This window comes from Vibrio sp. R10-SG3-ISO10, from assembly GCF_059834185.1.
This window is the reverse complement of sequence record NZ_JCBDHG010000012.1, coordinates 180038-202595: the sequence shown is the minus strand read 5'-3', so window position 1 is coordinate 202595 and position 22558 is coordinate 180038. Positions and strand designations below refer to the sequence as shown.

At 45.4% G+C, this 22558-nt stretch carries 22 protein-coding genes; 19 read left to right on the top strand and 3 right to left on the bottom strand.

The genetic code is table 11. The features are described 5' to 3' along the window. Positions 1 to 57 precede the first annotated feature (57 nt). The 8 genes from nrdR to pgpA all read left to right on the top strand — a co-directional run bounded on the left by nrdR (position 58) and on the right by pgpA (position 6160). Positions 58 to 507, top strand: a complete 450-nt coding sequence (nrdR, locus tag AC6R16_RS06455) for a transcriptional regulator NrdR (RefSeq protein WP_004744882.1) — start codon at positions 58 to 60, stop codon at positions 505 to 507. Between the two features lie 12 nt (positions 508 to 519). Beyond that, complete coding sequence (gene ribD / locus AC6R16_RS06450) at positions 520 to 1626, top strand: bifunctional diaminohydroxyphosphoribosylaminopyrimidine deaminase/5-amino-6-(5-phosphoribosylamino)uracil reductase RibD (protein ID WP_500673919.1); 1107 nt, start codon at positions 520 to 522, stop codon at positions 1624 to 1626. A gap of 2 nt (positions 1627 to 1628) precedes the next feature. Then, entirely contained in the window at positions 1629 to 2279 is a 651-nt protein-coding gene (locus AC6R16_RS06445; protein ID WP_500673918.1) for a riboflavin synthase, read from the top strand. A gap of 66 nt (positions 2280 to 2345) precedes the next feature. Then, the gene (gene ribBA / locus AC6R16_RS06440; protein ID WP_500673917.1) at positions 2346 to 3455 is read left to right on the top strand and encodes a bifunctional 3,4-dihydroxy-2-butanone-4-phosphate synthase/GTP cyclohydrolase II; all 1110 of its coding nucleotides are present in this window, start codon (positions 2346 to 2348) and stop codon (positions 3453 to 3455) included. Positions 3456 to 3663: 208 nt separating this feature from the next. Further along, complete coding sequence (ribH, locus tag AC6R16_RS06435) at positions 3664 to 4134, top strand: 6,7-dimethyl-8-ribityllumazine synthase (protein WP_004415274.1); 471 nt, start codon at positions 3664 to 3666, stop codon at positions 4132 to 4134. Next, the gene (gene nusB / locus AC6R16_RS06430) at positions 4134 to 4601 is read left to right on the top strand and encodes a transcription antitermination factor NusB (RefSeq protein WP_004744878.1); all 468 of its coding nucleotides are present in this window, start codon (positions 4134 to 4136) and stop codon (positions 4599 to 4601) included. Before ribH ends, nusB begins: the two co-directional genes overlap by 1 nt. 74 nt (positions 4602 to 4675) lie before the next feature. After that, positions 4676 to 5641: a thiamine-phosphate kinase gene (thiL, locus tag AC6R16_RS06425; RefSeq protein WP_500673916.1), complete on the top strand. Its 966-nt coding sequence runs from the start codon at positions 4676 to 4678 to the stop codon at positions 5639 to 5641. Positions 5642 to 5653: 12 nt separating this feature from the next. Continuing rightward, positions 5654 to 6160, top strand: coding sequence for a phosphatidylglycerophosphatase A (gene pgpA, locus AC6R16_RS06420; protein WP_500673915.1), 507 nt, complete (start codon positions 5654 to 5656; stop codon positions 6158 to 6160). Between the two features lie 254 nt (positions 6161 to 6414). On the opposite strand, the gene AC6R16_RS06415 is transcribed toward pgpA, so the two are convergent. The 3 genes from AC6R16_RS06415 to map form a co-directional block, all read right to left on the bottom strand. Then, a complete protein-coding gene (locus AC6R16_RS06415; RefSeq protein ID WP_004744783.1) occupies positions 6415 to 6798 on the bottom strand; it encodes a DUF3461 family protein in 384 nt (127 codons plus the stop codon). A gap of 141 nt (positions 6799 to 6939) precedes the next feature. After that, positions 6940 to 9561 carry a bifunctional uridylyltransferase/uridylyl-removing protein GlnD gene (gene glnD, locus AC6R16_RS06410; protein WP_500673914.1) on the bottom strand — a complete coding sequence of 874 codons (2622 nt, stop codon included), beginning with the start codon at positions 9559 to 9561 and terminating at the stop codon, positions 6940 to 6942. 98 nt (positions 9562 to 9659) lie between these two features. Further along, the gene (gene map, locus AC6R16_RS06405) at positions 9660 to 10538 is read right to left on the bottom strand and encodes a type I methionyl aminopeptidase (protein ID WP_500673913.1); all 879 of its coding nucleotides are present in this window, start codon (positions 10536 to 10538) and stop codon (positions 9660 to 9662) included. Positions 10539 to 10891: 353 nt separating this feature from the next. Between map and rpsB the strand changes: the two genes are divergently transcribed. From rpsB to lpxD, 11 genes are all read left to right on the top strand, one after another. Beyond that, complete coding sequence (gene rpsB, locus AC6R16_RS06400; protein ID WP_004744786.1) at positions 10892 to 11620, top strand: 30S ribosomal protein S2; 729 nt, start codon at positions 10892 to 10894, stop codon at positions 11618 to 11620. A gap of 131 nt (positions 11621 to 11751) precedes the next feature. Continuing rightward, entirely contained in the window at positions 11752 to 12594 is an 843-nt protein-coding gene (tsf, locus tag AC6R16_RS06395) for a translation elongation factor Ts (protein WP_004744787.1), read from the top strand. A 152-nt stretch (positions 12595 to 12746) separates the two neighbouring features. Next, on the top strand, positions 12747 to 13478 hold the full coding sequence (pyrH, locus tag AC6R16_RS06390; RefSeq protein ID WP_004744788.1) for a UMP kinase: 732 nt from the start codon (positions 12747 to 12749) through the stop codon (positions 13476 to 13478). Positions 13479 to 13579: 101 nt separating this feature from the next. Beyond that, a complete protein-coding gene (frr, locus tag AC6R16_RS06385) occupies positions 13580 to 14137 on the top strand; it encodes a ribosome recycling factor (RefSeq protein WP_004744789.1) in 558 nt (185 codons plus the stop codon). A gap of 78 nt (positions 14138 to 14215) precedes the next feature. Next, positions 14216 to 14989: an undecaprenyl pyrophosphate synthase gene (gene uppS / locus AC6R16_RS06380; RefSeq protein ID WP_500673949.1), complete on the top strand. Its 774-nt coding sequence runs from the start codon at positions 14216 to 14218 to the stop codon at positions 14987 to 14989. Between the two features lie 11 nt (positions 14990 to 15000). Then, complete coding sequence (locus AC6R16_RS06375; RefSeq protein ID WP_500641581.1) at positions 15001 to 15843, top strand: phosphatidate cytidylyltransferase; 843 nt, start codon at positions 15001 to 15003, stop codon at positions 15841 to 15843. A gap of 41 nt (positions 15844 to 15884) precedes the next feature. Then, on the top strand, positions 15885 to 17093 hold the full coding sequence (gene ispC, locus AC6R16_RS06370) for a 1-deoxy-D-xylulose-5-phosphate reductoisomerase (protein WP_500673912.1): 1209 nt from the start codon (positions 15885 to 15887) through the stop codon (positions 17091 to 17093). After that, a complete protein-coding gene (rseP, locus tag AC6R16_RS06365) occupies positions 17090 to 18448 on the top strand; it encodes a sigma E protease regulator RseP (protein WP_500673911.1) in 1359 nt (452 codons plus the stop codon). Before ispC ends, rseP begins: the two co-directional genes overlap by 4 nt. Positions 18449 to 18485: 37 nt before the next feature. After that, the gene (gene bamA / locus AC6R16_RS06360; protein WP_500673910.1) at positions 18486 to 20897 is read left to right on the top strand and encodes an outer membrane protein assembly factor BamA; all 2412 of its coding nucleotides are present in this window, start codon (positions 18486 to 18488) and stop codon (positions 20895 to 20897) included. Between the two features lie 17 nt (positions 20898 to 20914). Then, positions 20915 to 21424 (top strand): OmpH/Skp family outer membrane protein, encoded by a 510-nt coding sequence (locus AC6R16_RS06355; protein WP_272785567.1) that lies wholly within the window; start codon positions 20915 to 20917, stop codon positions 21422 to 21424. Positions 21425 to 21431: 7 nt separating this feature from the next. Continuing rightward, entirely contained in the window at positions 21432 to 22463 is a 1032-nt protein-coding gene (gene lpxD / locus AC6R16_RS06350) for a UDP-3-O-(3-hydroxymyristoyl)glucosamine N-acyltransferase (RefSeq protein WP_500673909.1), read from the top strand. The last annotated feature ends 95 nt before the right edge of the window (positions 22464 to 22558 follow it).

The following is a 22558-nucleotide window of genomic DNA, read 5'->3' as shown; positions in this document are numbered from 1 at the left end:
TGCTTTTGCTAGCTTTGTTTAATCCGGTAAACTGTCTATCACTTATATGGAGGTGATATGCATTGTCCTTTTTGTTCCGAGAATGATACTAAGGTGATCGATTCTCGTTTGGTGGCTGATGGCCATCAGGTTCGTCGTCGTCGTCAGTGCTTAGCGTGTAGTGAACGCTTTACGACTTTTGAAACGGCTGAATTAGTGATGCCAAGAGTGATCAAGTCTAATGGCAATCGCGAGCCATTTAACGAAGATAAAATGGTCGGTGGTTTGCAGCGTGCTTTGGAAAAACGCCCAGTGAGTGCTGATGCCGTAGATGTTGCTATTAGCCTGATTAAATCTCAGCTACGTGCAACAGGTGAGCGTGAAGTGCCGAGTGAAATGATTGGCAATCTAGTGATGGATCAGCTTAAAGAGCTCGATAAAGTTGCCTATATTCGTTTTGCATCGGTATATCGTAGCTTTGAAGATATCCGCGAATTTGGTGAAGAAATCGCTCGACTCGAAGATTAAAAACAGACTCCTATGGCACAATTTACTCCCCAAGATATTCAAATGATGTCGCGCGCTATTGACCTTGCGAAAGGCGGCATTTATACCACTGCACCTAACCCTAATGTGGGCTGTGTGATCGTCAATAATGATCAGATTGTCGGTGAGGGCTTCCACTTCCGAGCGGGTGAACCTCACGCTGAAGTCCATGCAATGCGAATGGCAGGTGACAAAACGGTCGGTGCGACTGCCTACGTGACTTTAGAGCCTTGTTCTCACTATGGACGCACTCCTCCATGTGCTGAAGGTTTGATTAAGGCGCAAGTAGCAAAAGTTATTTGTGCAATGCAAGACCCTAACCCTGTTGTGGCGGGGCGTGGGATCAAAATGTTGCGCGATGCCGGTATCGAGGTTGAGGTTGGGCTATTAGAGCAAGATGCACTGGCGCTTAACCCTGCTTTCATTAAGAAGATGAAAACAGGTATGCCATTTGTGCAGCTAAAAATGGCTGCCAGCTTAGATGGTCAAACGGCTTTACAAAATGGCCAAAGTCAGTGGATAACATCACCTCAAGCGCGTCAAGATGTGCAGAAATTTCGTGCTCAAAGTGGCGCTATCTTATCGACGAGTAAAACAGTGATTGAAGATAATGCTTCACTCAATGTTCGTTGGGACGATTTACCACCTTCTCTCCAGTCTCATTACGACCTAGCAAACCTACGTCAACCTGTTCGTGTTATCTTGGATCGACAGCAAACCCTGACTCCAGATCTTAAACTGTTTAAGGTGGATGGAGAGATCATCACAGTCGCACCAAATGGAGAGCTCACACCTGAGCTTGACGCGAATCAGCAGTTGGATTTGAGCGCGACGTTTAAAGCACTTTCTCAGCAGCATAATATCAACCACTTATGGGTTGAAGCTGGGGCAACACTAGCAAGCAGCTTGATTAAACAGAACCTTGTTGATGAGCTAGTCATTTATCTCGCGCCTAAAATAATGGGAAGTGATGGTCGTGGTCTATTTGGTGCTCTAGGCTTAGAATCTATGGCGCATGTCCTTGACCTAAATATTCAAGATGTAAGGCAGGTGGGGAAAGATATCCGCATCATTGCCACGTTAAACAACAAAGAATCGTAATCATGTTTACAGGTATTGTAGAAGCAGTAGGTACTCTTACTGCGATAACGCCAAAAGGCGAAGACATCAGTGTGACGGTTGAAGTCGGCAAACTAGATATGTCAGATGTAAAATTGGGTGACAGTATCGCAACCAACGGTGTTTGTTTGACGGTTGTTGACTTCACACAGACCAGTTACACCGCTGACTTGTCATTAGAGACACTCCAGAAGACAGGGTTTACCGATTATCAAGCCGGCGACAAAGTGAATCTTGAAAAAGCCATGTTGCCAACCACACGATTTGGTGGACACATTGTCTCTGGTCACGTTGATGGTGTTGGTGAAATTGTTGAACGTAATATGGTTGGCCGCGCGATTGAGTTTTGGGTTGCGATGCCAGCGGACATTGCTAAATACGTTGCCGAGAAGGGCTCAATCACTGTTGATGGTATCAGCCTGACGGTCAACGATTTACGTAAAAACGCATTTAAGCTGACCATTGTTCCACACACTGGCGAAGAGACAACTATTGCGGACTTCCATGTTGGGCGTAAAGTTAATCTAGAAGTAGATGTACTTGCACGCTATATGGAGCGCCTGCTAACAAGCCAACAAGAACAACCTGAGTCCCGTATTACCATGGACTTCTTACAACAGAACGGTTTTGCGTAACAAGTCATGTAAGCGTCGCCGACAATAAAACATATTCGCTCAAGCTATAACAATAGGAATACCAAAATGCCAATTAGTACGCCTCAAGAAATTATCGAAGATATCCGCTTAGGAAAAATGGTCATCCTAATGGATGATGAAGATCGTGAAAACGAAGGCGATCTGATCATGGCTGCCGAGCATGTTACCCCTGAAGCGATTAACTTCATGGCGACCTATGGTCGTGGTTTGATTTGTTTAACCATGACTAAAGAGCGTTGTGAGCGTTTGGGCTTGCCGCCAATGGTGCAAGACAACAATGCTCAGTACACAACCAACTTTACGGTATCTATTGAAGCAGCTGAAGGTGTTACTACGGGTATTTCTGCTGCCGATCGCGCGCGTACTGTGCAAGCGGCTGTCGCGAAAGATGCGAAGGCTTCCGATCTTGTACAGCCGGGACATATCTTCCCGCTAGCAGCGCAAGAAGGTGGCGTGCTAACTCGCGCAGGTCACACAGAAGCAGGCTGTGATCTGGCAAAACTTGCTGGTTTGGAGCCATCAGGGGTGATTGTTGAAATCCTAAATGATGACGGCACTATGGCGCGTCGCCCTGACTTAGAAATCTTTGCTGAAAAGCATGACATTAAGCTCGGCACAATTGCTGACCTTATCGAGTACCGCAACAATACTGAGACAACCATTGAACGCGTAGCAGAGTGTAAACTGCCAACGGAATATGGTGAGTTTGATCTTGTGACTTACCGTGACACTATTGATAACCAAGTTCACTATGCACTGCGCAAAGGTGATGTGGAAAATGAAACACCACTAGTCCGTGTGCACCTGCAAGACACCTTTACAGACTTACTACGTAGTGACCGTAATGCTGAGCGTAGCTGGACGCTAGATAAAGCGATGACTCGTATTGGCAAAGAGGGTGGGGTACTGGTCATTCTTGGTAATGAAGAGTCAACCGATCTACTGATTCATCGCGTTAAGATGTTTGAAGCTCAAGATAAAGGCGAAGCGCCAACACTGGCTAAGAAACAAGGCACGTCACGTCGTGTCGGTGTCGGCTCGCAGATTTTGCAAGACCTTGGTGTACACGATATGCGCTTACTTTCGTCAACCAATAAGAAGTATCACGCATTGGGTGGCTTTGGTCTCAACGTTGTTGAGTACGTTTGCGAATAACAATTTACTTAAGAGAGCTTCGCGGAATCAAAACTTTAGCCGAAGCTCTTATTTTGTTGCTTCATTGTCAGGCAATGAAGCGAAATTTAATCTCTCGCTTGGAATTATTCAGCAAACCCATTTGTGCTAATTTCTATTAGATATTGCTCACAGATTTGTGCTAGAATCCGGCGATTCTCACTTGATGAACATAGTTAAAGGAAGGCTTATGAAAGTGATCGAGGGTGGCTTCCCAGCGCCAAACGCAAAAATTGCTATCGTTATTTCTCGTTTCAACAGTTTTATTAACGAAAGTCTATTGTCTGGTGCAATCGATACTTTAAAACGTCATGGCCAAGTTAGCGAAGACAACATCACTGTTGTTCGCTGCCCAGGTGCAGTAGAACTTCCACTTGTTGCTCAACGCGTAGCTAAAACAGGCAAATTTGATGCAATCGTATCTCTTGGCACTGTTATTCGTGGCGGCACTCCACATTTCGACTATGTTTGTAGTGAATGTAACAAAGGTCTTGCGCAAGTTTCACTGGAATACTCTCTTCCAGTTGCTTTCGGCGTACTGACTGTTGATACAATTGACCAAGCAATTGAGCGCGCAGGAACCAAGGCTGGTAATAAAGGTGCAGAGGCTGCACTAAGCGCACTTGAGATGATTAACGTTCTTTCAGAAATCGATTCCTAATGGGGGCCAGTGTGAAACCAGCCGCACGTCGTAATGCACGTCGATTCGCTTTACAAGCGATCTACTCTTGGCAAATTACTAAAGAAAATGTTGCTACTATCGAGGAGCAATTTTTGTCAGGTGGTAAGTATGATGAAGAAGAACATCATGCTTCAGAGCCGGCACTTTCTACTCCAGACACAGACGTTGCATACTTCCGTGACCTGTTAACAGGTGTTGTGCTAAGTCACACAGAGCTAGATTGTAAGATTCGTCCATACACAGCGCGTCCAATGCAAGACTTGGACATGATGGAGCTAGCACTGCTTCGTCTTGCTATGTACGAAATGACTCGTCGTGAAGATGTACCTTACAAAGTGGTTATCAACGAAGCGATTGAACTTGCAAAAGTATTCGCTGCTGAAGAGAGCCATAAATTCGTCAATGGTGTGCTAGATAAAGCTGCACCACACGTACGTAAGAAATAGTCGATTCAGATTATGAAAAGGTCAGCATTTGCTGACCTTTTTTATATGTAAAACTAATTCAGAAAAAGAAAGATATGTCAGGTGAGTTTAATTTAATCGGCAAGTACTTTGTCGGCCGCCAGAGTCAGCGTAAAGATGTCTTGCTGGCCGCAGGTGATGACTGCGCTTTGGTTAAAGTGCCGCACAATCTTTCTGTCGCTATTAGTACCGATACTTTGGTGGCAGGAACTCATTTTCTTGCCAATGCTAACCCTGCATGGGTAGCGCACAAGGCACTGGCTTCGAATATTAGCGATTTGGCTGCGATGGGAGCAACTCCTGCTTGGGTTTCATTTGCCCTGACAATGCCTGAACCCGACGAAGCTTGGCTAGCACCATTTTGTGACGCCTTCTTTGCGTTGGCTGATTATTTCGGTATTCAGCTGATAGGCGGGGATACAACCAAAGGTCCATTGAGTTTAACTTTAACTGTACAAGGTTTGGTTGATGCTGATAAAGCACTGCGTCGGGATGGAGCGCAAGTTGGCGACTGGGTTTATGTAACAGGAGATTTAGGGGATAGCCAAGCTGGGCTAGATGTTATTCTGGATTCCGACCTGCGCAGCAAGCCCTTTGCGCAAGAGCTAGAACAGCGTCATTACCTGTCAGAGCCAAGAGTGCTCGTCGGTCAGGCTCTGCTTGATCTTGCAAGTTCGGCGATAGACATTTCTGACGGTGTTATCTCAGACATAAAACACATTTTGCAACGCTCTCAGGTTGGCGTTAGTCTTGACGTTTCAAGCTTGCCTATTTCTAATGAACTTGTTCAATTCTTAGGTTCGGACTCTCAAGCTCAGCAATATGCGCTGTCGAGCGGTGAAGAGTATGAGCTGTGTTTTACCGTACCAGAGCAGAACAAGGGTTCAATTGAGAGTGCTTTGGCCCACTGTGGCGCTAAGGTTACCTGTATTGGGCAAATTCGCCCACAAGGAACATTTGAACTCCATAACAGCGGCCAACCGATTGATTGGGATCTGAGTGGCTATGATCACTTCAAGTAAACAGTATTAACTATGACTAACCCTTTAACTCTTATTTCTCTAAAGAATCCGTGGCACTTATTGGCAACCGGATTTGGTAGCGGATTATCGCCTGTTGTTCCCGGCACGATGGGTACCTTAGCAGCTATCCCTTTTTATTTATTACTTGTTCAGCTACCACTGCCACTGTATGTGATTGCCGTCATCGCCTCGTGCTTTATTGGTATCAAGATTTGTCAAATTACCTCTGATGATATGGGCGTGCATGACCATGGCTCGATTGTCTGGGATGAATTCGCAGGTTTTTGGATTACTATGCTGGTGGTGCCACTGTTTAACCTTTCTGCGACAGATTGGAAGTGGTTACTGACAGGTTTTGTTCTATTTCGTTTCTTCGATATGGTAAAACCTTGGCCTATTGGCTGGTTAGACAAGCGAGTCCACGGCGGTTTAGGTATTATGCTTGATGATATCGTCGCAGGCGTGATGGCAGGTGTGGCCCTTTATCTGGTCGGTAAATACGCGGGGTGGTTGATGTAAGGGAACAGGCGTTGCCCTATGGAACACTTCGTTTCTGGAAAACGGGATCGGGCTTCGCCCTGCTGGAAACTAGAGTTGATTCCTTAACAACATCGGAGCAACTTTAGTTATCCAGTTATCCAGTTATCCAGTTATCCAGTTATCCATAGCGAAGCGTTCGCAAACAAAAAAGGTTGATGCTCTCACATCAACCCTCTGAAATAACTAGATTTCTCGAAGCGAAGCGCTCTCGAATCTCGGAGCGCAGCGTTCCTTTACTTCAGCTTATCTAAATCCGCTTCAATCTCTGCAATCTTACTTGAAACGACTTTCTCTAGATGACGTAGGTCAGACAGTATCTTCTCTTTAACATCAACTTCGACCGCTTTTTCAGGTTTCGTCAGTTTGTTTAGCTCATCGATAACGAGAGTGAGGTTACGGTTAATTTCCGTGACTTCTTTGTACTTGTGACTGCCGCTGTCGACAAGGACATTTTTCACCTGTCGCGGGTACTTGAACTTGACGCTTTTCGCAAACAGCTCACCTTTTTGCTTACGAAAATAGATTTTTAACACATCCTTGTGCGCTTCTTGACGAAGGGAATAGCGCTCAATTTGTTTAGGATCGTGAATACCTAAACCAGTGAGGTGTGGATACATAGGCTACCTCTATTGTGTTGCAGTAATTATCCCTACCCCAAAAATGAGCAGGGAATGAACAATTCACTATTAATGTAGCAGCCTATGATCGTGGTAGACAGCGCTTTTTGAAACAAGTTAGCAACTTGTGGTCGAGATCGCTTAAGGTGCTAGTTCTGCGACGTTTTTTATGAGCTTATCTCTAAGCTCTTGCTGTTGCTCTTCACTCAGCTTACCGCCACTTTCACTGGTGATGATGAATAAGTCTTCTGCGCGTTCACCTATGGTGGTGATTTTCGCGGCATGCAGATGAACACCCGAGTCGGCAAACGTCGCACCCACAGTGGCCAGTAAGCCCGGTGTATCTAGGGCAACAAACTCAAGTAAAGTACGTTTCTTACTTTTAGTCGGTAAGAAATCGACTTTAGTTTTGACCTTAAAGTGCTGTAGGTTTCGAGGGACACGACGCGTCTTGATTTTGGTTGGTCGACCATCTTCAAGCACATGAGCAAGATGTTTGATAACCGCTTTATGTCGGCTTTCCTCCACCACATCACCATTTTGGTCGAGTACCATGAAAGTATCGAGGACATAACCATCTTTACTGGTCATAACTTGCGCGTCATGAACGTTAAAGTTTCTCCGGTCAAGCTCGGCGACCACTGAGGCAAACAGCGCGTGCTGATCTTTGCTATAGACAAAAACTTCCGTACCGCCGCGCGTCGCTTTCTTTGAAATTAAGATCAGAGGTTGTGAGTGATCGTCGTGACGCAGCAGATGAGAACAGTGCCAAGCGATTTGCTTATGGGTATGGCGTAGGAAGTAGTCAGCCTTGAATCTTTGCCACAGCACTTCAATTTCGCGCGCATTAAAACCTTCTTTGCGTAATAGCGCTGAGGCTAAGTGTTGGTTGTGGCGAATACGCTCTCTAACATCAACAGGGTTTTCTAAGCCGCGGCGCAGCGCACGTTGGGTTGAATAGAAGAGCTCAGCAAGCAGGGTTCGCTTCCAACTGTTCCACAGTTCAGGGTTAGTTGCGCAGATATCGGCAACAGTTAGACAGACCAGATACTCTAAGTATTCTTCATCGCGAACTTTCTTAGCGAACTCAGTAATTACCTCAGGATCATAGATATCACGGCGTTGAGCGGTCACTGACATCAACAGGTGGTGCCTAACCAACCAAGCGACTAGCTTAGCTTCCGGTTTAGATAACCCATGCTCGATACAGAAATCGTAGGCTTCACCTTCACCTATCACCGAGTGATCGCCGCCGCGGCCTTTACCAATATCATGGAAAATCGCCGCGATGATTAGCAGTTCTTTTTTCTGTATGCGTGGGTAGACTTCGCAACAGATAGGGTGCTTACCATGATTGTTCGGGTCGCTAAAAGTATTGATGTGTTTGAGCAGTCGAACACTGTGTTCATCAACGGTGTACACGTGGAATAGGTCGAACTGCATTTGACCGACGATTTGGCTCCATTGGGGCAGATAAGCAGCTAGCACGCCTAGCTTGTGCATCAAGCTAAAGGCTTTATGCAGCGCATTAGGGTGACGACATAAGTCGAGAAATTTCTCTCTCGCTTCAGGAATGGTATGCAGGAACTTATTCAGTCTTCGCCTTGCAGTACGGAGCTGGCGCATAGTAGGAGGTGCGACCCCTTCTATGGTGGAATCGTTGGCAATATGTAGGAACATATCCAAAATTGTTTCCGGGCGAGCTTGGAATAAGGCAGGTTTGCGCGCTTCAATCAAATGGCCGCGGCGCTGAAAATCTTCGCTGAGAACTACTGGTTCAGCCTCGACGCCATTTTCTAAGATCGCTTGGTCAAACAGCTTGAGCAGCATTTTGTTGAGTTCTGCCACGCGGCGCAACGTGCGATAGAACTCTTTCATCATCATCTCAACGCCACGGTTGCCTTCGCCAGCAAAGCCTAAGCTTTCGGCGACTTGTGCTTGGTGAGCGAAGGTGAGGCGATTATCGTAACGTTTAAGCTCAATATGCAGTGCAAAGCGGACTCGCCATAGGAAGTCCTGACACTCAACGAGCTCACGATATTCTGCATCGGTGAGAAAGCCGTATTGGCTCATCTCAAGTAATGAAGTAGCCCCGAAATGGCGGCGTGCAACCCAGCTTAGCGTGTGGATATCGCGCAAACCTCCCGGGGTAGACTTGATGTCAGGTTCAAGGTTGTAGGTGGTGTCATGGTATCGTGCGTGACGGTCACGCTGCTCTTTGACCTTTGCTTTGTAAAACACCTCACTTGGCCAAAACGACTCTGAGTGAATAACCATCCTTAGCTGATGGAAGGTATCCTCGCAGCCACAGAGTAGGCGCGCTTCCTGTAAGTTAGTCGCTACGGTTAAGTCGTCTTTACCAATCTCGGCACACTCTTCAACGCTACGAACGGCGTGACCAACTTCTAGTCGTAAATCCCACAGCAAGGTGATGAACTCACTGACCTTGCCTTTTAGTGAGTCAGGAAGTGCTTTACGAGAGACGACAAGAATGTCGATGTCAGAAAGAGGGTGTAACTCACCTCGACCATAGCCACCTACAGCAACAAGACTGATATTCGGTAGGTTAGAAAAACCAAAGTGATCCCACAGGCGGTTGAGCAGTAAATCAATATATTCGGCCCGACCGAGTACTAAATTGGTCACAGGGTGGTGAGCGAGAAACTCTTGCTTCTGATAGTTGGCAAAGTTTTCGAGTTGGTTTTTTAGCTCACTAATTGAAATTTGTTGTTCTTCGAGTGTGAGCGGCGATTGAAAGGGCATACAGCGAATCCATGCAAAATAGTCCTAGTGAGAACTAATCTAACAAAATGGCATCAATAAAAAAATATCCCCGACGATGCGGGGATATTGAAAGGAGATTAGGCGTTGTTCATCATTCGTGGGATTGTGTCATCGCTACGCAGTGTTAGCACTTCACAACCTGTCTTAGTGACGAGAATGGTGTGCTCATACTGAGCCGATTTCTTTCCGTCTCCAGTGTAGACTGTCCAGTCATCTTCAGCATCTACGCTAACACCGAACTTACCTGCGTTAATCATTGGTTCAATGGTAAAACACATGCCCTCTTTTAGAACACGGCGGTCGTTGTTCTTGTAGTGAACGATTTGTGGCTCTTCATGGAATTCATTGCCAATGCCATGACCACAGAAGTCTTTAACAATAGAGAACTTATTACGTGGGTTCTTTTTGTTGTTTTCTTTGATGTACTTTTCAATCGCAGTGCCGATATCACCCACTGTTGCGCCAGGTTTTACTTTACGCATACCCACATACAGTGCTTCTTGAGTCACCATACATAGGCGTTTGTCTGCTGGAGAGACATCACCAACAAAGAACATCTTTGACGTGTCACCGTGGTAACCTTGTGGGCGAACGCTGAGGTCTGCGCCTTCTTCATTTGGAATGATAACCGTAATGTCGACGTTGATGATGTCGCCATTCTTAAGTACCGCAGGCTTTAGTTGACCGTTGCTCCCTACTTCGTCCGCAGAGGCAGGAATGCCATGGCAAACGATATGATTGATTGAAGTACAGATTGATTTTGGAAATCCGTGGTAATCAAGTGGGGCAGAGTAGGCACCTTTTTCAATCCCGTAATCGTGACAAATTTGGTTCAATTCATCTGTAGTCACACCCTCTTTGATATGAGGTTCGATCATCTCTAGGATCTCAGCGGCCAAAGCGCCCGCTACTCGCATACGTTCGATTTCTTCAGCTGTTTTAATCTTGATTGACATTGGCTTTCTCTACTTAATTTTATTGCACACTGGTGGCGCGAATGGGCGCATTCTAGCAGGAACACTTCATAATGAGAATGATTCTTCTAATACGTGCCATATTAGGAATAGTGCAGTCGTTGGGCGTGGAAAAGTTTTTTTACTAGCCAGCACGGGTGAAAATATGGTATAAAGCGCGCCGGAAATGTGGTCAGTTCTCTCTGTTAAGTTCATCTTAGTGGCGAAGCTGGTTACTTCCAACTAACTTATATCTTTAAATCACACACATTCCGTCACATATTCCGGGGTGCTGGGCAGAAGCCTAGTCGGAGTTATGGGGGATGTGGAGGCCTAACCCCATAGAGGATTTTAAAATGGCAACTGTATCAATGCGCGATATGCTAAAAGCTGGTGTTCACTTCGGTCACCAGACTCGTTACTGGAACCCAAAAATGAAGCCATTCATCTTTGGTGCTCGTAACAAGGTTCATATCATCAACCTAGAAAAAACTGTACCAATGTTCAACGACGCTCTAGCTGAACTAGCTAAAGTTGGCGAGAAGAAAGGTAAAGTTCTATTCGTTGGTACTAAGCGCGCTGCCTCTGAAGCTGTTAAAGAAGCTGCAATCGCAAGCAACCAGTTCTACGTAAACAACCGCTGGTTAGGCGGTATGCTTACAAACTACAAAACTGTTCGTCAGTCAATCAAGCGTCTAAAAGATCTTGAAGCTCAAGCTCAAGACGGTACTTTTGATAAGCTAACTAAGAAAGAAGCTCTAATGCGTACTCGTGAAATGGAGAAGCTAGAGAAGTCTCTTGGTGGTATCAAAGACATGGGCGGCCTACCAGACGCTCTATTCGTAATCGACGCTGATCACGAGCACATTGCGATTAAAGAAGCGAACAACCTAGGTATTCCAGTTTACGCTGTAGTAGATACTAACTCTAACCCAGACGGCGTTGACTACATCATCCCAGGTAACGACGATGCGATCCGTGCAGTTCAGCTTTACCTAAACGCTGCTGCAACTTCAGTAACTGAAGGTCGTAACAAAGACGTAGCTGTTGCTGCTGAAAAAGATGGTTTCGTAGAAGCTGAATAATAGCGGCTCCGAGTCACACTTAGATTATGTGCAACCCAGTTGTAGCATAAACTGAGTTATAGTTATCAGCAGGGGCCGAAAATGTAGGCCCCTGTTTTTTACCAAATACAGAATCAACTGAGGAATAGAGAATGGCTGTTACTGCTGCTCTAGTTAAAGAACTGCGCGAACGTACTGGCGCAGGCATGATGGAATGTAAGAAAGCGCTTGTTGAAGCAAACGCTGACATCGAACTAGCAATCGAAAACATGCGTAAATCAGGTGCTGCTAAAGCTGCTAAGAAAGCAGGTAACGTTGCTGCTGAAGGCGCAATCATCATCAAAGAAGAAAACGGTGTTGCTGTTCTTCTTGAAGTTAACTGCCAAACTGACTTCGTTGCTAAAGATGGTAACTTCACTGCATTTGCAGAGAAAGTTGCAGCTGACGCTCTAGCATCTAAAGCTTCTGTTGAAGAACTAGTAGCTAAATTCGAAGAAGAGCGTGTTGCTCTAGTTGCTAAGATCGGTGAAAACATCAACATCCGTCGCGTTCAATACGTAGAAGGTTCTGCTATCGCTTCTTACCGTCACGGCGAGAAGATCGGTGTAGTTGTTGCTGGTGAAGGCGACGCTGAAACTCTTAAGCACGTTGCAATGCACGTTGCTGCTTCTAAGCCAGAGTACGTTAACCCAGAAGACGTACCAGCTGACGTAGTTGCTAAAGAGAAAGAAGTTCAAGTTGAAATCGCTATGAACGAAGGCAAGCCTGCTGAGATCGCAGAGAAGATGGTTGTTGGCCGCATGAAGAAATTCACTGGCGAAATCTCTCTAACTGGTCAAGCGTTCATCATGGAGCCTAAGAAATCTGTTGGCGAAATGCTGAAAGAAAAAGGCGCTTCTGTTGCTACATTCGTTCGCCTAGAAGTAGGTGAAGGTATCGAGAAAGCAGAAGAAATGAGCTTCGCTGAAGAAGTAGCTGCTGCTCAAAAAGGTTAATCCTTAGAGATACGCACAAAGTTTAGACCGTAGCCAAGGCTGCGGTCTTTTTACGACTAAAGGCATAACCTTTAGCTGTGATGGATGCGGACTTTTGATAAGTCTTTATCCATGACTGTTAATCAACAACTCTCTTTTGGAAGGTAAACTCCATGACTACGAACCCTAAACCAGCATATCAACGTATTCTGTTAAAACTAAGTGGTGAAGCACTTCAAGGCGAAGAAGGTTTTGGCATCGATCCAGCAATCCTTGATCGTATGGCCCAAGAAGTAAAAGAGTTGGTTGAGCTTGGTGTTCAAGTTGGTGTCGTTATCGGTGGTGGTAACTTGTTCCGTGGTGCTGGTCTAGCTGAAGCGGGTATGAACCGTGTTGTTGGTGACCACATGGGTATGCTAGCGACGGTAATGAACGGTCTTGCGATGCGTGATGCGCTGCACCGTGCATACGTGAACGCTCGTGTAATGTCAGCAATCCCTCTAAAAGGTGTCTGTGACGACTACAACTGGGCAGATGCGATTCGTGAGCTACGTCAAGGCCGCGTTGTTATCTTCTCAGCAGGTACAGGCAACCCATTCTTTACCACAGATTCTGCTGCATGTTTGCGCGGAATCGAGATCGAAGCGGACGTAGTTCTAAAAGCGACAAAAGTCGATGGCGTATTTACTGCTGACCCAGTAGCAAACCCAGACGCAGAGCTGTATGATAAGCTTTCGTTCAATGCTGTTCTTGAAAAAGAACTGAAAGTAATGGATTTGGCAGCATTTACACTAGCACGTGACCACAAAATGCCAATCCGTGTATTCAATATGAATAAGCCAGGCGCACTACGTCGCGTGGTTATGGGTGAAGCAGAAGGCACGCTAATCAGCGACGCTGAGTAATTCTAATCGCCGCAGCATAAATCAATTGTGCTGCGGTATTGCCTTTTGAAGACTCCCTATTAAGCTTTCTTGAAGAAAGATTTACACATTAAGGTGATATTGTGATTAACGAAATCAAACAAGACGCTCAAGAGCGCATGGATAAGAGTGTTGAAGCTCTAAAAAACAACCTTTCTAAAGTTCGCACAGGCCGTGCACATCCAAGCCTACTTTCTGGCATTTCAGTAGAGTACTACGGTGCACCAACGCCTCTAAATCAGGTAGCAAACGTCGTTGCTGAAGATGCTCGTACGCTAGCAATCACAGTATTTGATAAAGAGCTAACGCCAAAAGTTGAAAAAGCGATCATGATGTCTGACCTAGGTCTAAACCCTATGTCTGCAGGTACTATCATTCGTGTTCCACTTCCACCGCTAACGGAAGAGCGTCGTAAAGACCTAGTTAAAATCGTTCGTGGCGAAGCTGAAGGTGGTCGTGTTGCTATCCGTAACATCCGTCGTGATGCTAACGGTGAACTGAAAGCGCTACTAAAAGACAAAGAAATTTCTGAAGACGAAGATCGTAAAGGTCAAGACGAAATCCAGAAAATCACTGACGCAGCTGTAAAACAAGTTGATGAAGTGTTAGCAGCAAAAGAAAAAGAGTTGATGGAAGTCTAATTCTCCATAATCTTTATCTATATAGAGCGCTGTGCTCGCTGCACAGCGCTTTTTTATGCTACTCTCTGTCCCCTGCTGATTAATAATCAACGTTTTATGCAAAACTCACAACTCTCTCCTGATTTACTCCCGAAACATATCGCAATCATCATGGATGGCAATGGCCGTTGGGCTAAAGCTCAAGGTAAGCCACGAGTCTTTGGTCACAAGAATGGTGTTGCTGCGGTACGTAAAGCGATTTCGACTTCTGCAAAACTTGGTATCAAAGCGATCACACTGTTTGCATTTAGTAGTGAAAACTGGAGACGACCAGAAGAGGAAGTGGGTGTCTTGATGGAGCTGTTTATTACAGTTCTCTCTACAGAAGTTAAAAAACTGCACAAGAACAACTTACGTTTACGCATTATTGGTGACACTTCGCGCTTTAACGAGCGCTTGCAAAAGAAGATTGCTCAAGCCGAGGCTTTGACCGAAGGCAATACAGGCATGGTGATCAATATTGCGGCCAACTATGGTGGTAAGTGGGATATTATGCAGGCGACGAAAGCAATTTCAGCTAAGGTTGCCGCTGGTGAGCTCAGTCAAGATGAGATTAGTGAAGAACTCATCACGCAGCACCTCACAATGGCAGATTTACCTGAAGTTGATTTAATGATTCGAACCAGTGGTGAATGCCGCATCAGTAATTTTATGCTGTGGCAGATGGCTTACGCGGAAATGTATTTTACACCGATTTACTGGCCAGAGTTCGATGAAAATAGCTTGATAGAAGCTGTGACTTGGTTTGTTAACCGTGAACGCCGTTTTGGCTGCACCGGTGAGCAAGTTAAAGCTCTAATGGAAGGCGAATAAAGGATCAAAGTTTGAAACAAAGAATTATAACGGCACTTATTCTGGCGCCATTGGTAATATTAGGGATATTCAAACTTTCTCTACCTCTATTTATGATTGCCATAGCGGCAGTGACTTTAATTGGATTTTGGGAATGGACTCAGTTTGTTGAAGCGCCTTCTCGAATGGCTGCACTGATACCTACCGTATTAGTGAGTGCTGCGACGGTTTGGTTAGTGCCATCTGATGCATTAAGCCTCAACCTCGTTACCCAACCTCATTACATCATCTTGGCCATCGGATGTATCTGGTGGTTGGCTGCCAGTGCGCTTGCCATCACTTATCCTAAATCGTCGAGCCTCTGGCAAAACTCCAACTTGTTTCGCTATAGCTTTGGCATTTTGACTTTACTCCCTTTCTTCTGGAGCGTACTCATGTTACGCGCAGAAGCAATAGAGGCTGATCCTTATCACGGTGCTAGACTGGTTTTATATGTCTGCTTTATTGTTTGGGCAGCGGACAGCGGTGCTTACTTTGCTGGTAAAAGCTTGGGCAAGAATAAGATGGCACCACATGTTAGTCCAAATAAAACCATTGAAGGGTTAATCGGCGGGATTATTACTGCAATTCTCGTTGGTTGGGGAACGGCTTATTGGTTTGATATTCAATTCGCCAATGCGTGGGTCATGGTCGGTATTACTCTTGTTACTGTCGTGATTTCAGTGCTTGGAGACTTGGTTGAGAGCATGTTCAAGCGAGTGGCTGGTATTAAAGATAGCAGCAACATTATCCCAGGACATGGTGGCGTCCTTGATCGTATAGACAGTTTAACCGCCGCTTTCCCTGTGTTTGCATTCCTCTACTTCACATTTTAAGGCAAGCTTCGGCTTGCCCTATTCATTAACGGTTTCTTGCTATGCGTAAGTTAACGATTTTAGGTGCGACAGGCTCAATTGGAGCAAGCACATTCAAAGTCATCGAGCAAAATCCTGAAAAGTTCTCTGTTGTAGCGCTTGCTGCTGGGCAGAATGTCGATAAAATGCGTCAGTTGTGTCAGAAGTGGCAACCTAAGTATGCAGTCATGGCTGATGAACAAGCTGCATTGAAACTGAAAACTCAACTAATCGAACTGAAAATTAGTACTGAAGTGAGATCGGGTATCGATGCCATGTGCGAGATTTCATCTTGTGATGAGGTTGATACTGTTATGGCAGCGATTGTTGGCGCGGCTGGTTTATTACCAACTATGGCGGCAGTCAAAGCGGGTAAACGCGTAATGCTTGCCAACAAAGAAGCACTCGTCATGTCTGGTCAACTGTTTATCGATGCGGTTGAAAAGCATGGCGCTGAGCTTCTCCCTGTAGATAGCGAACACAATGCTATTTTTCAGTGCTTACCTAGTGATATTCAAACCAATCTTGGCCGCTGTGATCTAAATGCACATGGTATCTCGCATATTTTGCTGACTGGCTCTGGTGGGCCATTCCGTTATAGCGATATTGATTCGCTAGCCAGTGTGACTCCAGAGCAGGCGATTGCTCACCCTAACTGGTCGATGGGGCCAAAGATCTCAGTGGATTCAGCGACCATGATGAACAAAGGTCTCGAGTATATTGAAGCCAAGTGGCTATTCAATACTGCTCGCGAGCAACTTAAAGTCTTAATTCACCCTCAATCAGTGATTCACTCTATGGTGCAGTATCGAGATGGCTCGGTACTCGCTCAAATGGGTGAGCCAGATATGGCGACACCTATTGCATTAACACTCTCATATCCAGAGCGTGTCAATGCGGGTGTAGCGCCGCTCGATTTCACTAAAGTCGGTGAACTGACCTTCCTTGAACCTGATTTTGCGCGTTATCCTTGCCTTAAACTTGCGATTGATGCTTGTTACGAAGGGCAACATGCGACCACACTGCTCAATGCGGCGAATGAGGTTTCTGTTGATGCCTTTTTAAAGCGTCGACTTAGATTTACTGATATTGCATTGGTTAACGAACAAGTGTTAGCCAAGCTGACCGCATCTGTTAGCTCGTCACATTGTCGTGACTTGGAAAGCATTGTGGAGCTAGATAGAATGGCAAGAGAGTTAGCGATCAATACCATAAGCGAGCGTAAGCAATGACGGGTATCATCTGGAATTTTGTTTCTTTTATCATTGCGCTTGGCATTTTAGTTGCCGTGCATGAGTTTGGTCACTTTTGGGTAGCACGCCGCTGCGGAGTCAAAGTCGAAAAGTTCTCGATTGGTTTTGGCAAATCTATCTGGAGCAAGGTCGGTAAAGATGGTACCGAGTATAGCGTTTCAGTTATTCCGCTTGGCGGCTATGTAAAAATGCTCGATGGTCGTGTGGATGAATTGGCTGAAGGTGAGCATGAGTTTGCGTTCGACCGCAAGCCACTTTGGAAACGTACGGCCATTGTCGCAGCAGGTCCCGTATTTAACTTCTTGTTTGCGATCTTTGCATACTGGTTAGTTTTCTTGATTGGTGTGCCTGCGGTTAAGCCGGTTGTGGGCCAAGTGACGCCTTACTCGATCGCAGCTGAAGCGGGTTTAGAGCCTGGGATGGAACTAAAAGCGGTTTCTGGCGTCAAAACTGCGGATTGGGAATCAGTCAATATGGGGCTGATTTCTCATATTGGTGATCAGCGGCTAACTATGACGGTTGCTCCAGCGGATGGTATTGGAGTCGAGCAGACTAAGGTTTTTGACTTAACCAATTGGAACTTTGACCCAGAGAAAGAGTCTGCTATGGCAGCGCTGGGTTTTGTGCCATTTACACCACCTGTAAAGGCTAAACTCACGAATGTTTCGCCTGGCGGTGCTGGTGAGCGGGCAGGTTTACAAACTGGCGACCTGCTGACCAAAATTGGGGATTTAAACATTACCCAATGGCAGCAAGTAGTAGAAAGTATTCACAACAGCCCAAACCAGCCTTTGCAGCTGGAAGTAGAGCGTGATGGGAAGCTTCTATCTTTAGTCATTACACCAGATCGCCGTGAGTTATCGAATGAGCGCGTGATTGGGTTTGCTGGAATCACCCCCGAGGTCGCAGAATGGCCAGAAAACTATCGCTTCGATCTTCAATTTGGTGTAATTGAATCAATCGGAAAGGCAGTTGAAAAAACGGGTCAGGTCATCGACTTAACCATAAGTATGCTGAAAAAGCTTATTGTTGGTGACGTTGGGCTGAATAATTTAAGTGGGCCTATTTCGATCGCGAAAGGAGCCGGAACAACAGCCGATTATGGCTTAGTTTACTTCCTAGGGTTCCTGGCATTAATCAGTGTGAACTTAGGGATTATTAACCTTGTACCGTTGCCAATGTTGGACGGCGGACATCTATTGTTTTTTGCTATTGAGGCTGTAATAAGACGTCCAGTTCCAGAAAAAATTCAGGAAATGGGTTACCGTGTAGGCGGTGCAATTATCTTCTCTCTTATGGCAGTGGCAATTTTCAATGATTTTGCCCGTCTGTAATCGGGTAAAGGTTGAAGAAAGGAATAACTAGAACAAAATGGCGATGAAAAATATTCTGTTTGCGACCCTGTTAGCGACAAGCGTGAGCGCAAACGGTGCCGAAAACTTTGTAATTCAAGATATTAAAATTGAAGGCTTACAGCGTGTAGCACTTGGTGCTGCGTTGTTGAAAATGCCAGTACGTATTGGTGATTCTGTTGATAGCCAAGATGTCTCAGAGGTGATTAGAGCCTTATATGCGACAGGTAACTTTGAAGATATAAAAGTACTGCGTGATAATGACGTGCTTGTTATACAAGTCAAAGAGCGTCCTACCATTGCCAGTATTTCTTTTTCGGGCAATAAAGCGATCAAAGAAGAGCAGTTACAACAGAACCTCGACGCTTCCGGTATTCGCGTTGGTGAAGCCCTCGACCGCACAACGCTGTCGACGATTGAAAAAGGCCTTGAAGATTTCTACTACAGCGTAGGTAAGTACAACGCGACCGTTAAAGCAGTTGTAACGCCACTGCCTCGTAACCGTAGTGACCTTAAGTTTGTCTTTACCGAAGGCGTATCAGCCAAAATTAAGCAAATAAACTTTATCGGCAATGAAAAATTTGCTGACGAAGAGCTGTTAAGTCGGTTTGAGCTGAACGTCGATGTGGCGTGGTGGAACTTCCTTGCAGACGATAAATACCAGAAGCAAGTCCTTGCGGGTGATATTGAAGCGCTGAAATCTTATTACCTAGATCGAGGCTATCTGAAGTTTCAAATTGACTCAACTCAGGTTGCAATCTCGCCTGACAAGAAAGGTGTTTATATCACTCTTGGCTTGAATGAAGGGCTACCTTATACCGTTAAGGACGTAAAATTCCGTGGTGAGTTACTGGGTAAAGAAGCTGAGTTTGAACAATTAGTGACCTTTGAACCCGGTGAGACCTATAACGGCTCAGCGGTGACTAGCCTAGAAGAGAACGTTAAGCGCCTACTGGGTGAAGCCGGTTACGCATACCCTCAAGTTCGTACTATTCCTGAGTTTGATGATGAAAATCAATCAGTATCTCTGGTCGTTAATGTTGAGGCGGGTAAACGTATTTATGTGCGTGATATTCGTTTTGTGGGTAACAATGCAACCAAAGATGAAGTTCTGCGCCGTGAAATGCGTCAGATGGAAGGCAGCTGGTTAAACTCGAAATCGATCGAAACCGGTAAAAACCGCCTTAATCGTCTAGGTTACTTCGAAACCGTAGACGTACAAACCGTTCGTGTTCCTGGTAGTGAAGACCAAGTTGATTTGGTTTACAACGTTAAAGAAGCCAACTCGGGTAGTATCAACTTTGGTATTGGTTATGGTACTGAATCAGGTATCAGCTTCCAAGTTGGCCTACAGCAAGATAACTTTGCCGGTAGTGGTAACCGCGTAGGTATTAACGCGATGATGAACGACTACCAGAAAAACATCAGCTTAGACTACCGTGACCCATACTGGAACCTAGATGGTGTCAGTCTTGGTGGTAAGGTTTTCTACAACCAGTTTGAAGCAAAAGAAGCAAACATTGTTGACTATACCAACGAAAGTTATGGTGCTAGCTTAACGTGGGGTTTCCCATTTGATGAGCTGAACCGCTTTGAATTTGGTGTGGGATTGACCCATAACAAGATCGGCAACGTGCCAACTTATGACCAAGCGCAGCTGTTTGCACAAAGCATCGGTCAACCGAATGGCGATATTATTACCAATGACTTCGATGTGAACGTCTCCTGGACGCGTAACAATCTAAACCGTGGCTACTTCCCGACAGCAGGTAACTACCAGCGTGCTTTCGCGAAAGCGACCGTACCTAGCTCAGATGCGCAGTACTTCAAACTGCAATATGATGTTAGACAATACGTGCCATTAACTAAGAAGCATGAGTTTACCTTACTGATGCGTGGTCGTTTAGGTTACGGAAACGGTTATGGTAAGACGGATGGCAACGATAACTTGTTCCCATTCTACGAAAACTACTACGCAGGTGGCTTTACTACGCTACGTGGTTTCCGCTCCAATAGTGCAGGCCCTAAAGCGGTGTACACGGTTAACGGTAACCCAAGTACTTGTAATACAGACTCTTGCTTGACCGCGACTGATGATTCAGTCGGTGGTAACGCGATTGCATTAGCGAGTATGGAACTGATTGTCCCAACGCCATTTGTTTCGGATGACTTTAGAAGTCAGATTCGTACCAGTATGTTCGTTGATGCAGCAAGTGTTTGGGATACTGAGTTTGTTTATGATCCTAAATACGCTGGCGATCGCTACTACAACGATTACTCAGATCCAATGAACTACCGCGCATCATATGGTGCTGCGTTGCAGTGGATGTCTCCAATGGGGCCGCTAGTCTTCTCGATTGCGAAACCAATTAAATCTTACGAAGGTGATGATGAAGAGTTCTTCACTTTCACCATCGGTAGAACCTTCTAAATTTAAAGGAAAATACAGTGAATAAAACAATTAAAGCGGCTGGTCTTGGCCTTCTAGTAATGACGTCTTCTTTCTTTGCTAATGCTGCTGAAGCTGCGCAGAAAATTGGTTATGTAAACACTGCTCAAGTATTCCAAGCGCTTCCACAACGTGAAGTGGTAGCACAAAAGCTTCAAGATGAGTTTAAAGACAAGTCAGCAGAGCTTCAGGCGATTCAAGCTAAAGGTAAAAGCAAAGTTGAAAAGCTAAAGCGTGATGGCGAACTAATGAGCCAAGATGATATCGACAAGCTACGTCTAGAAATTGGCCAACTAGAGAATGAACTTAAGCTAAAAGCACAGTCTTTCGAAAAGCTAAGACAGCGTCGCCAAGCAGAAGAAGAGCAAAAACTGTTTAAAACAATTCAAGATGCAATTAACAAGGTTGCTGAGAAAAAAGGCTTTGATATGGTTCTAGAGCAACAAGCAGTGCGCTTCTCTAAGCCAGAAAACGATATTTCTAAAGCTGTAATTGACTCACTAAAATAAACGATTTATGACGACTCTTTCTTTGGCCGAATTGGCTACGATTACTGGGGGCGAGCTACATGGTGACGCGACAGCCGTTGTCACTATGGTAGCGCCGATGGACGCTGCGCAGGAAGGTCATGTAACTTTCCTGTCCAATCCAAAATACGCCAAACATCTTGCTGAATGTAAAGCGACACTTGTGATGGTTAAAGAAGCACAACGTGAACTTTGTTCAGGTAATGTGCTTGTGGTTGATGACCCTTACGTTGCTTTTGCTAAAGTAGCGCAAGCTCTTGACACCACACCAGCGCCAGCCCAGGAAATTGCTCCTTCAGCGGTCATCGCTGCTGATGCTAAACTGGGTGACAATGTTTCAATCGGTGCCAATGCCGTTATTGAATCAGGTGTCGAGCTAGGTGATAACGTTGTTATTGGTGCGGGCTGCTTTATTGGCAAGAATGCTAAGGTAGGAAGTAACACCAAGCTGTGGTCAAACGTTTCTGTTTACCATGAAGTGTCACTTGGTTCAGACTGTCTGGTTCAAGCGAATACAGTAATTGGTGCGGACGGTTTTGGTTACGCCAATGAAAAAGGCGAGTGGGTTAAGATCCCTCAGCTTGGTTCTGTGCGTATTGGTAATCGCGTAGAAATTGGTTCATGTACGACGATAGATCGCGGTGCGTTAGACGATACCGTAATTGAAGATAACGTTATTCTTGATAACCAACTGCAAATCGCTCACAACGTACACATCGGATATGGTACAGCTATGGCGGGTGGTACGATTGTCGCGGGCAGTACTAAGATTGGTAAGTACTGTATTATTGGTGGTGGTACCGTGATTAATGGTCACATCGAAATTGCCGATGGCGTGACAATTACCGGTATGGGTATGGTGATGCGTGGCATTGAAGAGAAAGGTATGTACTCTTCCGGTATCCCACTACAGCCAAACAAAGAGTGGCGCAAAACGGCTGCACGTGTTCATCGTATTGATGACATGAATAAACGCCTTAAGGCGGTTGAAAAGCAGCTTGAGAGCGATAAAGACGCTTAAGCTCTAGGTTGGATCAAAAAGGCTCGCGTATTGCGGGTCTTTTTCATCTATAATGCCCGCCAGATACAAAATTAGCTTTCAATATAGGAATATGA